At 71.9% G+C, this 13,621-nt stretch carries 9 protein-coding genes; 1 reads left to right on the top strand and 8 read right to left on the bottom strand.

Annotated elements, in window-relative coordinates; translation table 11 throughout:
• Nucleotides 1-16: 16 nt before the first annotated feature.
• A complete protein-coding gene (locus ACWDX6_RS11810; RefSeq protein ID WP_451484775.1) occupies nucleotides 17-2,134 on the bottom strand; it encodes a DNA gyrase/topoisomerase IV subunit B in 2,118 nt (705 codons plus the stop codon).
• Between the two features lie 432 nt (nucleotides 2,135-2,566).
• Between ACWDX6_RS11810 and ACWDX6_RS11815 the strand changes: the two genes are divergently transcribed.
• Nucleotides 2,567-2,797 (top strand): DUF7455 domain-containing protein, encoded by a 231-nt coding sequence (locus ACWDX6_RS11815; RefSeq protein WP_403294923.1) that lies wholly within the window; start codon nucleotides 2,567-2,569, stop codon nucleotides 2,795-2,797.
• A gap of 173 nt (nucleotides 2,798-2,970) precedes the next feature.
• Here ACWDX6_RS11815 and ACWDX6_RS11820 read toward each other — a convergent pair whose 3' ends face one another.
• The 7 genes from ACWDX6_RS11820 to ACWDX6_RS11850 all read right to left on the bottom strand — a co-directional run bounded on the left by ACWDX6_RS11820 (nucleotide 2,971) and on the right by ACWDX6_RS11850 (nucleotide 13,510).
• Nucleotides 2,971-3,792, bottom strand: coding sequence for a S1 family serine peptidase (locus ACWDX6_RS11820; RefSeq protein ID WP_451484776.1), 822 nt, complete (start codon nucleotides 3,790-3,792; stop codon nucleotides 2,971-2,973).
• 170 nt (nucleotides 3,793-3,962) lie between these two features.
• Nucleotides 3,963-5,510 (bottom strand): RNA polymerase sigma factor, encoded by a 1,548-nt coding sequence (locus ACWDX6_RS11825; protein ID WP_403294925.1) that lies wholly within the window; start codon nucleotides 5,508-5,510, stop codon nucleotides 3,963-3,965.
• Between the two features lie 374 nt (nucleotides 5,511-5,884).
• Nucleotides 5,885-6,772, bottom strand: coding sequence for a FadR/GntR family transcriptional regulator (locus tag ACWDX6_RS11830; RefSeq protein WP_451484777.1), 888 nt, complete (start codon nucleotides 6,770-6,772; stop codon nucleotides 5,885-5,887).
• 160 nt (nucleotides 6,773-6,932) lie between these two features.
• The gene (locus tag ACWDX6_RS11835; RefSeq protein WP_451484778.1) at nucleotides 6,933-8,714 is read right to left on the bottom strand and encodes an ABC transporter ATP-binding protein; all 1,782 of its coding nucleotides are present in this window, start codon (nucleotides 8,712-8,714) and stop codon (nucleotides 6,933-6,935) included.
• 141 nt (nucleotides 8,715-8,855) lie between these two features.
• Complete coding sequence (locus ACWDX6_RS11840) at nucleotides 8,856-9,626, bottom strand: NUDIX hydrolase (protein ID WP_451484779.1); 771 nt, start codon at nucleotides 9,624-9,626, stop codon at nucleotides 8,856-8,858.
• Between the two features lie 109 nt (nucleotides 9,627-9,735).
• Nucleotides 9,736-11,910 carry a glycogen debranching N-terminal domain-containing protein gene (locus ACWDX6_RS11845; RefSeq protein WP_451484780.1) on the bottom strand — a complete coding sequence of 725 codons (2,175 nt, stop codon included), beginning with the start codon at nucleotides 11,908-11,910 and terminating at the stop codon, nucleotides 9,736-9,738.
• 115 nt (nucleotides 11,911-12,025) lie between these two features.
• Nucleotides 12,026-13,510, bottom strand: coding sequence for a DUF4192 domain-containing protein (locus tag ACWDX6_RS11850; protein ID WP_451484781.1), 1,485 nt, complete (start codon nucleotides 13,508-13,510; stop codon nucleotides 12,026-12,028).
• Between the last annotated feature and the right edge of the window lie 111 nt (nucleotides 13,511-13,621).

The following is a 13,621-nucleotide window of genomic DNA, read 5'->3' on the forward strand; positions in this document are numbered from 1 at the left end:
GCCCCGGGACGGGAGGTCAGGCGTCGATGCGCGAGCGGTCCAGGGTCGCCGCCGAGCTGGTGATGAACTCCTTGCGGGGAGCCACGTCGTTGCCCATGAGCAGGTCGAAGACCTGCTCGGAGGAGTCCAGGTCGCCGATGTTGATCCGGCGCAGGGTGCGGTGGCGCGGGTCCATCGTGGTCTCCGCCAGCTGGTCGGCGTCCATCTCGCCGAGGCCCTTGTAGCGCTGGATGGCGTCCTTGTAGCGGATGCCCTTGCGCTGGTACTCCAGCAGGGTCTCGCGCAGCTCGTTGTCCGAGTACGTGTAGACGTACTTGTCCTGGCCCTTCTTGGGCTGGACCAGTTCGATGCGGTGCAGCGGCGGCACGGCGGCGAAGACGCGTCCGGCCTCGACCATCGGCCGCATGTAGCGCTGGAAGAGCGTCAGCAGCAGGCACCGGATGTGCGCGCCGTCGACGTCGGCGTCGACGAGGAGCACGATCTTGCCGTAGCGGGCCGCGTCGATGTCGAAGGTGCGGCCCGAGCCCGCTCCTATGACCTGGATGATCGCGCCGCACTCGGCGTTCTTGAGCATGTCCGAGACGGAGGACTTCTGGACGTTGAGAATCTTGCCGCGGATCGGCAGCAGCGCCTGGAACTCGCTGTTGCGGGCGAGTTTGGCGGTGCCGAGCGCGGAGTCTCCCTCGACGATGAAGAGCTCGCTGCGCTCGACGTCGTCGCTGCGGCAGTCGGCGAGCTTGGCCGGCAGCGAGGAGGTCTCCAGGGCGGTCTTCCTGCGCTGTGCCTCCTTGTGCTGGCGGGCCGCGATACGGGTCCTGGCGGCCGCCACGGCCTTCTCCAGGACCGCCCGGGCCTGGGCCTTGTCGTCGCGCTTGGTGGACGTCAGAAAGGCCTTCAGCTCCTTCGCGACCACGTTGGCGACGATCCGGCGGGCCGCGGAGGTGCCGAGCACCTCCTTGGTCTGGCCCTCGAACTGCGGCTCCGCGAGGCGGACCGTGACGACGGCCGTGAGCCCCTCCAGGGCGTCGTCCTTGACGATGTCGTCCTCGGCGACGCGCAGCATCTTGGTGGAGCGCAGCACCTCGTTGACCGTCTTGGTGATGGCCTGCTCGAAGCCGGCGACGTGGGTGCCGCCCTTGGGGGTGGCGATGATGTTGACGAAGGACTTGACCGTCGTGTCGTAGCCGGTGCCCCAGCGCAGGGCCACGTCGACGCCCAGCTCGCGGGTGACCTCGGTCGGGGTCATGTGCCCGCGGTCGTCCAGGACCGGGACGGTCTCCTTGAAGGTGCCCTGGCCGCTCAGCCGCTGCACGTCGCAGACGGCCTTGTCCTGGGCGAGGAACTCGCAGAACTCACTGATGCCGCCGTCGAAGCGGAAGGTCTCCTCGCTCTTGCCGACCCCCTCCAGGTCCCGCTCGTCGCGGACGACGATGGTCAGACCGGGTACGAGGAAGGCCGTCTGGCGGGCACGCTGGTGGAGGTGGTCCAGGGAGAGCTTGGCGTCCTTGAGGAAGATCTGGCGGTCGGCCCAGTACCGCACCCGGGTGCCGGTGCGGGTCTTCGGCACACGCTTGCCCTTGAGCAGTCCGTTGGCCGGGTCGAACGGGCTGTCGGGGCCCTGCTCGGTGAAGATCCCGGGGACGCCCCGGCGGAAGCTGATCGAGTGCGTGGCGCCGTTCCGGTCGACCTCGACGTCGAGGCGGGCCGACAGGGCGTTCACCACGGAGGCGCCGACGCCGTGGAGACCGCCGGAGGCCGCGTACGAGCCACCGCCGAACTTTCCGCCGGCGTGGAGCTTGGTCATGACGACCTCGACACCGGACAGTCCGGTCTTGGGCTCGACGTCGACCGGGATGCCCCGGCCGTTGTCGCGCACCTCGACGGAGCCGTCGTCGTGGAGGATGACGTCGATGTGGTCGCAGTATCCGCCGAGGGCCTCGTCGACGGAGTTGTCGATGATCTCCCAGAGGCAGTGCATCAGCCCGCGGCTGTCGGTGGACCCGATGTACATACCGGGGCGCTTGCGAACCGCTTCGAGCCCTTCGAGTACGAGCAGGTGCCGCGCGGTGTAGTTGGAACCGTCACGGTCTGCGGTCAGCAGCGCACTGGACGGCACGGACGTTTCGGCGGTCACGCGGTTCGCTCCTCGCTGAATTTGAAAACTGGCCCGGTGGGGTAAGGCCCGGCTTCGGTCACCGGTCAGAGGGTACCGATGCCTGGTAGAGCCGTTGTCACGCCACCCTCCGGATTCCTCATGCTAGTCCAGAGTCGTATGGGTGTTCGATCCCTCGATGGGGTGACGTGAACATCACGTTCCCTTCCAGGCATGAACCATTTAGGCTCCGGGCACGTCCTCATGAACAACCGGCAAGCCAGCCGGGAGGACGAACCGACCCAAGCAACGCGAAATCCGTAGAGCGACGCAATACGGCTCATTCGCCGCCAACCGGCAGCAGACAGCCACCTTGGGAAAAAGTTTCAAGGAAAAGGCACGAGCGGGAACGTTTTCGGCCTGGTTGGATGTTGACCCTGGTACGACAGCTCGTCGAGCTAGAGAAGAGGCGACGTGACTACTGTTCTGACCCCCGCGAGCCCCCTGACGGCCGCTGACCGCTGCGACCGCTGCGGCGCCCAGGCGTACCTGCGTGTCGTCCTGGTCAGCGGCGGTGACTTGCTCTTCTGCGCGCACCACGGGCGTAAGTTCGAGCCGGAACTCAAGAAGATCGCCGCGGAAATACAGGATGAGACGGACCGGCTCACCGACGTGCCGGCCAAGGCAGTAGACGAGGACCACTGACACCTCGCATCCCCGACGAGCCAAGGGCCGGTCGCTGACCGGACGACGGGCGGCCACCCCCGCGAACAAGGGGGGTGGCCGCCCGTTCTCATCTGCCGCCGGACTCCGCTCCGGCGCCCGGCGGCCGTACGGGCACGCTCGGCGATCGTTCCCGTACGCACCGCCACCGTCGGTCAGAAGCGGCTCGGCAGCACCGCCGAGACGCGGGTGTACACGCCCGGGTACTCCGCCTGCGCACAGCCACTGCCCCACGACACCAGGCCGATGAGCCGCCCGTCGGCCACGAGCGGCCCGCCGCTGTCGCCCTGGCAGGCGTCCTTCCCGCCGCGCGGATCGCCCGCGCAGAGCATGACGTCCCCTCGGTAGGCCGCACCGGACGTCCCGCGGGGATAGGCCCGTTCGCAGGCCTCGTCCGACAGCACCTCGACGGGCGCCGAGCGCAGGGCGGAGGCATAGGTCCCGTTGCCGCTGACGTCGCCCCAGCCGTACACCTCCGCCCGCGTTCCCGGGGCCTCGGCCCTGTCCCCCGGGCGGGCCGTCCTGATCACGTACGACGCCGGCAGCGCGGTCGCCAGCGTCAGCACGGCGAGGTCACCGGCGTTGGTCCTGGGGTCGTAGCCGGGATCGACCCAGGTCCGGGAGATCCGGATCTCCTGTCCGCCCTGGCCCCGCAGGGCGCTGCGGCCGGCGATCACCTTGAGGTCGGCGATCTCCCCCGGCTCGGCGCCCAGGAGGTCCCTGCCGACGCAGTGGGCCGCCGTGAGCACCCGCGTGGGTCCCACCACGACTCCCCCGCAGAACTGTCCCGCGCGCGTACCCCCGAACCGGTCACGGCTGGAGAGCGCCACGACCCATGGCGCGTCCGCGATCCGTGCGGGTTGCCCGCCGACGACGATGCTGTCGGCCGCCGCCGGCGTGGCGAGGGCGAGCGGCCCTGCCCCGGCCGGGAGCAGGCCCAGGGCAGCGGCCGCTGCGAGGGCGATGGGGCGACGCATAGAGCCTCCTGACACTCCGGTGATGTCCGTTCACCCAGGGTCGTTCACCCGTACCGCCCTCGCACCCCCGAACGCGCCGAAGGGCCCGGCCCCTCTCGGGAACCGGACCCTTCGTATGCTCGCGGCACACCGCCATGCCTCGCGGGCGAGGCGATGACGGCAGGCGGTGACTAGTCGAGGTAGTCGCGCAGGACCTGCGAACGCGACGGGTGGCGCAGCTTCGACATCGTCTTCGACTCGATCTGGCGGATGCGCTCACGCGTCACGCCGTAGACCTTGCCGATCTCGTCCAGCGTCTTCGGCTGGCCGTCGGTGAGACCGAAGCGCATGGAGACCACGCCGGCCTCACGCTCGGAGAGCGTGTCGAGGACGGAGTGCAACTGCTCCTGGAGGAGCGTGAAGCTGACCGCGTCGGCCGGGACGACCGCCTCGGAGTCCTCGATCAGGTCACCGAACTCGCTGTCGCCGTCCTCACCCAGCGGGGTGTGGAGGGAGATCGGCTCACGGCCGTACTTCTGGACCTCGATGACCTTCTCCGGGGTCATGTCGAGCTCCTTGGCCAACTCCTCCGGGGTGGGCTCGCGGCCCAGGTCCTGGAGCATCTGGCGCTGCACACGCGCGAGCTTGTTGATGACCTCGACCATGTGCACCGGGATACGGATGGTGCGGGCCTGGTCGGCCATGGCGCGGGTGATCGCCTGACGGATCCACCAGGTGGCGTACGTGGAGAACTTGTAGCCCTTGGTGTAGTCGAACTTCTCGACCGCGCGGATCAGACCGAGGTTGCCCTCCTGGATCAGGTCCAGGAAGAGCATGCCGCGGCCGGTGTACCGCTTGGCCAGCGAGACCACCAGGCGGAGGTTGGCCTCCAGGAGGTGGTTCTTGGCGCGGCGGCCGTCCTCGGCGATGATCTCCAGCTCGCGCTTGAGCTTGGGCGCCAGCTTGTCGGAGTTGGCCAGCTTATCCTCGGCGAACAGACCGGCCTCGATGCGCTTGGCGAGCTCGACCTCCTGCTCGGCGTTGAGCAGCGGGACCTTGCCGATCTGCTTGAGGTAGTCCTTGACCGGGTCGGCGGTGGCGCCGGCGACGGCGACCTGCTGCGCCGGAGCGTCGTCCTCGTCCTCGTCGGACAGGACGAAGCCCTTGTTCTCGCCCTCGGCCTCTTCGTCCTCACCCTTGCCGGGTGCGACGTCCTCGAGGAGCTCCTCGCCCTCGATGACCTCGTCGGCGTCCTTCTTGGCGGTGGTCTTCTTGGCCGCCGTCTTCTTGGCGACGGTCTTCTTCGCCGCCGTCTTCTTCACGGCGGTCTTCTTCGCGGCCGCCTTCTTGGCCGGCGTTCCGGCCTCGTCGGCCGGGTCCGCGCTCTCTGCCGCCGGAGCCGCCGCGGCGGCCGTGGCGGGCTTCGTCACGGTCGTCTTGGCGGTGACGGTCTTGGTGGCGGTGCGCTTGGCCGGGCTCTTCGCTGCGACGCTCTTGCGGGCGCGCTTCGGCGACTCCGCTGCACTGACCATCAGCGTCACACCCTCTTCCTCGAGGATCTGGTTGAGGCTGCGCAGAACATTCTTCCACTGGGTTGGCGGAATCTGGTCAGCCTCGAAGGCCCGACGCACGTCATCGCCGGCGATCTGCCCATCAGCCTTTCCCCGCTCGATGAGCGCCATCACAGACTCGGACTCGGCGATCTCCGGCGGGAGCGTACGGGATGTGCTGGCCGACACGAACAACCTCTCGGAACGATGGAAACGGCTTCCGGCCCGGCCCATGATCGGGCCGGAGCCGACGACCGTCGACGGGGAATGTGCCGACGGCGCGGGCTGGACCGGGGAACTGCACAGCGCCTCATGCGGCGGCTGTATTCCTTCCTCGGCTGTCACCTCTTAGGTCATCGCACGGCTCCGAGGAGTGTTACGCCCAATCCGCGTGGCCCGAGTCACACCCCAGGTGCGACGAATCGCCCAGAACGGTGGTGAGTAGCCCATTAGCGCCACGGACACCGCCACGGCCCCGGGGATCCGCCATGATCCCCGGGTTCCGCGCGGGTCGGGCGACACGCGATGCGTACGGCTCCGTACTTCCGGCCACGGCCCGCGCGTCAGTGCTCGCGCGGAGCCGGCACCACGCGCTCCACCTCAGGATGGACCATGAGCAGCTGCCGCATGGCCGTCTCGGCGCCGTGGGCGTCGCCGGCGGCGAGGGCGTCGACGATCCGGGCGTGGTGCGCGAGGCAGCTCTCACCTGGTCGGTCACAGGCGGTGACAGGCCCGCCGGAGACGTGGAGCGCCGCGCCGACGATGCCGGAGAGGTGCTCCAGCATGCGGTTGCCCGCGAGCTGGATGAGCAGGGAGTGGAACTCGGTGTCGGCGCGGGAGAAGGTGATCCCGTCACCCTGGGCATAGGCGTGGTTCATGATCTCGACCATGTCGGCGAGCCGCTGCTGCACGTCCTCCCGGCCGTGTCCGGCGGCGAGCCGGGCGGCCAGGGGCTCGATGGTCCAGCGCAGCTCGTTCAGCTCGCGGCGCTGGTCGTCACGCTGGGGGCCGAAGGCGCGCCACTCGATGATGTCGGGGTCCAGCAGGTTCCAGTCGCTGACCGGGCGGACCCGGGTGCCGACGTTGGGGCGGGCGCTGACCAGGCCCTTCGCCTCCAGCACGCGCAGCGACTCGCGCACGACGGTGCGGGACACCTCGAAGCGCTGCCCGATCTCCTCCGGGACGAGCGGCCGGTCGGCGCCGAGGTCGCCGGAGACGATCATCTGCCCCAGCTGCTGGACGAGTTGGCCGTGCAGTCCGCGGCCGCGGCTGCCCGCGCTGCGGCGGCCGACCCGGCCGAGGTCCGTCTCCACCCCTTCCCAGGAGGGCGGGCCGACGCGATCGGCGACGGGCGCCTCCGCGTACGGGTAACGGTCGAGATCGCCCGGGGCGCCGAGGCCGGAGTCGACGGAGCGGGCGGCGGTCATCATGGTGTGCGCAAGGGTACTCACGCATCCTTTGTCGGCGTCGCTCCGGGGAGCCTTGAGGTCTTTGGTGAAAAGCACACGAAAGGGTGATCGTCACCCCCTACACAATTGACGATTAATCGGACATACCCTGGCATTTTTAAGGAAGTTGTCAATGAACCGCACGATATCGGTCCACAACTGATCACCAACGCGCCTTACGGCGAAACCCGGTGAACAGATAGGCGCAGAGCAGGCCCGTCAACGCCAGCGACAGCGCCACCCCCACGGGCTGGGCGAGCACCCGCACCACGCCCAGCAGCCAGCGGTCGGCCTCGACCGGCCACTCCAGGCTGACGAATCGCCGGAGCCGGGCGGGGAGTCCGGCGATCGAGCGGCCCGAGGGACCGGCGAGCACCAGGTGCAGCACGGGGACGAGCGCGATCGGCACGGCGAGCACCGCGGCCACTCCGGCCGCGGCGACCCGGAACACCCCGGCCCCGAGCACCCCCGCCCAGGCGCAGCCGACGATCAGACCCAGCCAATTCGCGCACAGAGTCGGCCAGTTCTCCGGCACGGGGATCAAGTCGCCGCCGTAGACGAGGCGGACGGCCTCCAGATCGGCCACCACGACGGCGACGGCGAGGAACACGGCGACGGCGGCCGCGACGGTGAGCTTGGCGAGCAGCAGTCCGAGGCGCCGGGGCACGGTGCCGCGGCCGGTGGTGAGGGCGGGGTAGCGGTACTCGTCCCCGAAGGAGAAGGCCCCGAGCAGCCCCGCCCCGAGCGCGGCCGGCGGCAGTGGTGACAGTCCCGGCCAGCCGGCGAGCACCGTGGGCACAGCGGTGCGGCCGCTGCGGGCGAGCAGCACCGAGATGACGAGGGAGGCGACGAGGGTCGCGGCCACGACGAGCGGAGTGCTCGGTACGCCGAGAAGTCGGCGGATCTCGTACCGCAGGGGACGTAGCGGCGCGCGGGCCGGGCGACGGACCGCCAGGGGCTCGGACTCCTGGCCGCGTCCGCCTCTCTCCGCCGCCGCACCGGCCCGCGCGCCGGCCCCTGGAGCGACGGGGCCGGTGGCGGCGGGAGGAGCGGATGGGGAGGAACCACCGGAGCCCGTGTCGCCCACCTCGTCGGCCAGTCGATGGATCAGCACACCGTGGCGGAAGGCGGTCTCGCCGATCGCGGCGCAGTCGCTTCCGTAGACCGAGAGGCGGTTGCCGTTCTCGGTGACCACCTCCACGGAGCGGCGGGCCGCACGGGCCTCCTGCGTGACGGCGGCGGCGAGCCGTGCGGCGTGCGGGGTGCGTACGGCCACCCGGGGCCGCAGCCGGGTACGGGCGAATTCCGTGACGTCCTGATCGGCGACGAGGCGGCCGGACTTCACGGTGACGACCCGGTCGGCGTTGCGGGCCGCCTCCTTGGGATCCGCCGTCGTGAACAGGACGGTTCCGCCCGCCTCCGCGTGGGCGCGCAGGAGTTCGTGCAGCCCGGCGCCCTCGCGCGCCGAGAGGCCGGCCACGGGCTCGTCGAGCAGCAGGGTGTGCGGGTCCCCCAACAGGGCGCAGGCGAGCCCCAGTCGGCGGTCCATGCCCCGCGAGAGCGTGCCGACGCGTTGATCCTGGAGGCCGGTGAGGCCGACGACGTCGAGCATCTCGTCCGCCCTGCTCCCGGGGACGCCGACGGCCGCGCAGACCATCCGGAGCTGGCTGCGCAGCGTGCGCGAGGGGTGTCCGGCGACGTCGCCGAGCAGGACACCGACCTCGCCGGGGGGATGGGCGATGCGGTGCAGGGGCCGGCCCCGGAAGTACGTCACGCCGCGACCGGGCTCGAGTTCGAGCATGAGCCGCAAGGCGGTGGTCTTTCCTGATCCGGAAGGGCCGAGCAGGGCGGTCACGCAGCCCGGCCGGGCGTCGAAGGTGAGATCGTCCACGGCGGGCGAAAGGTCGCGGCGGGGGCTGCTGGTGAGTCCGATGGCCTGGAGCATCGCTTCTCTCGCGGTAGGTGACACCGCTCCGCGGCAGGGCGGCTGTCGAAGCAAGATAACGCTACATTTCAGACTTTCGGCGCAGGGTTGGGGCCTCGGGTCGCCTTGGGCCACCCCTGGGGCGACGGAGGTCGGGCCGGTTCAGACCTCGGGGCGCAGCATGGGCGGGTTGAGCAGCGTCGCCCCGCCCGCCCTGAACAGCTGCGCCGGGCGGCCGCCCTGACGCGTGGTCGTGCCGCCCGCGGGGACAAGGAAGCCGGGGGTACCGGTCACCTTCCGGTGGAAGTTGCGCGGGTCCAGAGCGACGCCCCACACCGCCTCGTACACCCTCCTGAGCTCGCCCACCGTGAACTCGGGCGGGCAGAACGCGGTGGCCAACGAGGAATACTCGATCTTGGACCGGGCGCGCTCCACGCCGTCGGCGAGGATTCTGGCGTGGTCGAAGGCGAGCGGGCCGGACCGCTCGTCCTCGCGCTCGGCGTCACCACCGGGACGGAGGAGTTCCTCCACGGGCGCCCAGCGGGCGCTGTTGGCGTCGCCACCGGCGCGCGGCGCCGGCAGATCCGGGGCGAGCGCCAGGTGAGCGACGCTGACCACGCGCATCCGCGGGTCCCGCTCGGGATCCCCATAGGTCGCCAGCTGTTCCAGATGGGCGCCGTTGCCGGCCGCGGGCAGCGGAGCTGCGGGGTCGTGGGCGCAGAGTCCGGTCTCCTCGACCAGTTCGCGCGCCGCGGCCGCGGCGAGGTCCTCGTCGGCCCGGACGAAGCCGCCGGGCAACGCCCACCGGCCCTGGAACGGCGGTTCTCCCCGTCGCACGACCAGGGCGCACAGGGCAGGGCCCCGGACCGTGAGCACGACCAGATCGACGGTGACGGCGAAGGGCGGAAAAGCCGACGGGTCGTAGGGAGACATGCCGCGATCATAGTCGTCTTCCTGACGATAAACACGCCCCTCCGCTGCGTCGACGGTGACTTCTTCCGCCTCCCACGACGCTTCCGGGGTGTTCTCGACCCGCATCCGTTCAGCCTCCGAGCTGGAGGCCTTCGGCGGCCTCCTCCACCATGCCGAGCCCAAGCCTGCTCACCCGTACCGCGAACGGTTCACCCGCGACGAGGAGCCCGGAAAGCCGGACGGCGCCCAGCGGGGCCGACCGTACCGGCTGCAGGGCGACCGTCCCGCCCGGTGCGTCCGGTCTGATCCCGACGAGAGCGGTCAGGACCAGCACCCCGGCGGCGGCCGCCACCGCGGCGGGCCGGCAGGCAGCCGGGTGCGGCACGGGGGCGCCCCCGGCCGTGCGCAGACCCCCGGCGTACATCTCGGGCAACCGGAAGCCGAACGCCTCGGCCGCATCGAGCAGACCGCGCACCAGGGAGGCCGCCTCCTTCTCGTATCCCGCGGCGGCGAGACCGGCGACGGCCACCGCCGTCTCGTGCACCCGTACGGCTCCGGTGCGGTGTCCGAACGGGTTGTGGCCCGGTTCCTTGGCGCCGAGGCCCCGCAGACCCCAGCCGGAGTCCAGCACCGGTGTGCCGAGCAGCCTCGCCAGCTGTTCCGTCTCGGCCTTCTCCAGCAGGCCGGGGGCGTGGCGGCCGCCGCTCGCGAGACCGGTGTCCAGGAGGTGAGCCGCCCAGCCGCCCAGCTGGTTCCACGGCCGGCCGTCCGGCGCCCGTGCCACGGCGGGCCTGCCGCCCGAAAGGTCGTCCAACCAGAACTCCTCACGGAAACGCCCGCGCAGGGTGTGCGCCCATCCTCGCCACATCTCGGCGCCGGGACGGCCGCAGGACTCCAGGAGATCGGCGCCGAGGACGGCCGCCCGGTGCGCGTGGGCCTGGGTCTCGGCCCGCCACGGCCCGGCGGGGCCCGGGTCGGGGACGAAGCCGCTCGGGTCCGCGGCGCCGCGCAGCCATCGCAGGCACCGTTCCGCGGTGGGGAGCAGCTCGGCGAGCTCCTGCTCCGGCATGCCCCAGCGTCTGGCCTCGGCGAGGAGGACGGGGAAGGCGAGGGTGGCTTCGATGCCGGTGCAGCGGGGCGGGAGGTGCGGGCCGGCGTCCCGGAGGGGGCCGGGGATCTTTCCGGCTTCGGGCCCCGTCCCGCCCAGTTGCGTGCGGGCGAGGCTGCGCAGGGTGGAGACGGCCAGCCGGGTGCCGAGCGGCAGCGCCATGCGTGCGGCCCAGAGGGCCTCGGCGCTGACGGGTCCGCAGCGCCAGGGCACTCCGGCCGCGAGGTGGACGTCGGCGGGCTGGGCGGGATCACGCTGGAGCAGCGCCCTGAGATCGTCGACGGCGGTGCGCAGCAGTTCGTCCACGCGCGGGTCGTCGCCTTCCGCCCGCGCGTCGGCGAAGACGTGCCCGCCCGGCCGCGCGACGGCGGATGCGGGGCTGCCCTTGCCCGGCGGACCCGCGGCCGTCCTGGGGGCTTCCGGCCGTCCGGCGGCCGCCCCTGCTCCTGGCTTTCCGGACCGTCCGATGCCCTGTGGCCGGGCGTCAGGCCGGGGCCCCGGGGCGCCGGTGAGTCGGGGTGTCCGGTCGCCGCGCACGCGGAGCTCGATCGTGCGGGCGTCTCCGGCCGCCAACGCGATCTCCCAGCGGAGGACTCCGGCCGCGGCCAGTGCGTCCATCGGGGGCGGGTCTGCGGTGACGGTCGCGTATCGGCCGTCGTCCGCCGTCCAGCGCAACCCCGTGCCATGAACGCTCGCGGCGAGCTCGGGTCCGCAGCGCCCAGCCGCCACCGCCCCCAGATCCGCGAGATCCGTGCCCAGCGCGATCTCCACCGGGAGTCGAAGCGGTCGTCCGGCGGAGCTGCGCAGGGTGATCCGCTCGGTGCCGTCCGCGCCGCGGGAACGCTCGACGGTGAGACCGGGGTCGGGTCCGGAGTCACCGGGGGTGCGCAGGACACCGAGGAATCCGGCACGGTCGGCGGCGGCCAACCTGCCCTGGAGGGGGACGGGTTCGCGCCCCGCCACCCGAAGGACGCAGCGGGAGAGAAGCCGTCGGCCGGCCAGATAGACCCCGTCGAGGCCGTGGCCGGTGAGCTGGCCGTGCTGGGCGCAGACGGCGAGGGCGGGCAGGGCGACGCAGATGAGCGCGTCGTGCACCGCCGGCAGCTCGCCCGGTCGTGCGGTACCCGGGTGTGCGGGGCCGGCGGCGGACGTGAGTCCGGGCGGGCGTCCGGTGGCCGGGGCGGGGCTGGGGGCCATGGGTCGTGTGCTGTGCTCTCTGTGCGATCCGGACTGCCGGTGGAACGTCGGCGGTACGGGCCGTACGGCTCCGCCACAGAGCTGAACGCCGCCGCGGGCGGGGTGGTCACGGGCGTCACCGCCGGCTCCTCGTTCCGCGCCGCCCACCGCGCGGGGCGGCGCCGGTGCGGGCCTGCTGGGCCCGCACCGGGCCGGGGCGGGCGCTCGCGGCCGGTGCCGCCTTCCTGGCGGCCCTCGGGCGGGCGCCGCCGGGGCGCCGCACTCGGGGACGCCGCCCCCTGCCGTTCACCGGGCCGGACGGCGGGGGCTCGGCCTCGGCGCGTTCCGCGCGCAGGCAGCGGCGCAGCGACTCCGGGTCGAGTCCCTCGTTGCATGCCTGGTGCAGCAGCCGGGCGAAGAGGTATTCGGGGTCGGCCTCCAGCGCCAGGCCGAGAGCGACCCGGGCGGACGGCTCGTCTCCGGTGGACCAGGCCGTCCAGCCCGCGAGGGTGAGCGGGGCGGCCGCGTGCTCGCCGTAGGGTGCGACGCAGCGCCGGGCCAGAGCGCGCCACAGGCGCAGGGCGGCGGCGCCTTCCCGGCCCTCCATCCATGCGGCGGCATGGTCCCGGGTTTCCCGGTCCTGGAGGCCGATGATCAGTGTGGCGGCCTCGCCGGGGGTGAGCAGGGCGTCGTCGGCAGCGTCGAGCTCCGCCGTCCCCCTCGCCCATGGCCGGCCCATGGGTTTCCGTTCGTGCCGGCCGTCCTCCGCCCCGGCCGCGGAGGAGGTGGGCGTCGCGTCCGCCGTATCCGCCTCGGCCGGTGCGTCGAACCGGCGCAGTAGTTGGCGGGCCAGTTCGAGCGTGGTCTTCCTGATCTCCGTCCTGCCTCGGCCCGAGCGGTCTTCGAGCAGCTTCGGCGTGATCTCCGCGGCCGCCGCGTTCAGGGCCTTGCGCTGCTCCTCGTCGCCCATCGGCTCGGTAGCGGAAGGCGTGTCGCCGTACGACCGGCCGTCGCCGCGGAGTGCGTCACCGGGGGCTTCACGCGGCTTGAGCCGCGCCTGCATGTCCCGCAGGGTTCCCCTCACCTGGATTCCGGCGTAGGCGGCGGCCGCCGCCATCACCGACGTACCGGTCAGGGCGAGCGGCGTCCCGTCGGGCGGACAGCACCGGGTGTCGGGGCAGCAGTAGGAGAAGTAGAGGCCGTCGGAGATGCAGAGGGCTTCGCAGACCGGAATGTCGAGCTCGCCGCAGGCCGTACGCAGTCGATGGGCGAACGGGCTGAGCCGCTCGCTGACCTGGCGGGCCGTCTCTCCCGGCGCCGGATCCTGGCAGAGGAAGACGACGATGCCGTCCGGGCGGATGCCGTTGCGGGTACATCCGTCGACCAGGCACTCGGCGAGGTGCTCGGCCGTCGAGGACCACTCGGCCGGCGAGCTCGGGATGCCGAGCCTGACCCGGCCGCCGAACCGTCCGCGCTCGCCGTGCAGCCCGACGAGGACGACCGAGTCGGTGGGGTGGAAGCCCAGCATGAAGGGGAGGGCGTCGGCCAGCTCGGCGGGGCTGCGCAGGGTGATCTGCTGCGCTTTGGAGGAGCCGTCGGATGCGTGTGGGTTCGTGTTCATGGTCACGACGGTCCCGCGCCGACCGCCGACCGCGAAACCCCTGTGGATAACTCACGGCGCGGTCGCCTCCCAGTTGTCCACAGGTCTCGCGGCTCGTTCGCGGTTTGTCGT

The sequence above is a fragment of the Streptomyces sp. NPDC003027 genome (assembly GCF_053591435.1).

What these genes read in the sequence shown, in the direction of transcription:
- ACWDX6_RS11850 (WP_451484781.1), bottom strand. Translation starts at nt 13,510, where the DNA reads ATGAACACGAACCCACACGCATCCGACGGCTCCTCCAAAGCGCAGCAG.
- ACWDX6_RS11820 (WP_451484776.1), bottom strand. Translation starts at nt 3,792, where the DNA reads ATGCGTCGCCCCATCGCCCTCGCAGCGGCCGCTGCCCTGGGCCTGCTC.
- ACWDX6_RS11845 (WP_451484780.1), bottom strand. Translation starts at nt 11,910, where the DNA reads ATGGCCCCCAGCCCCGCCCCGGCCACCGGACGCCCGCCCGGACTCACG.
- ACWDX6_RS11840 (WP_451484779.1), bottom strand. Translation starts at nt 9,626, where the DNA reads ATGTCTCCCTACGACCCGTCGGCTTTTCCGCCCTTCGCCGTCACCGTC.
- ACWDX6_RS11835 (WP_451484778.1), bottom strand. Translation starts at nt 8,714, where the DNA reads ATGCTCCAGGCCATCGGACTCACCAGCAGCCCCCGCCGCGACCTTTCG.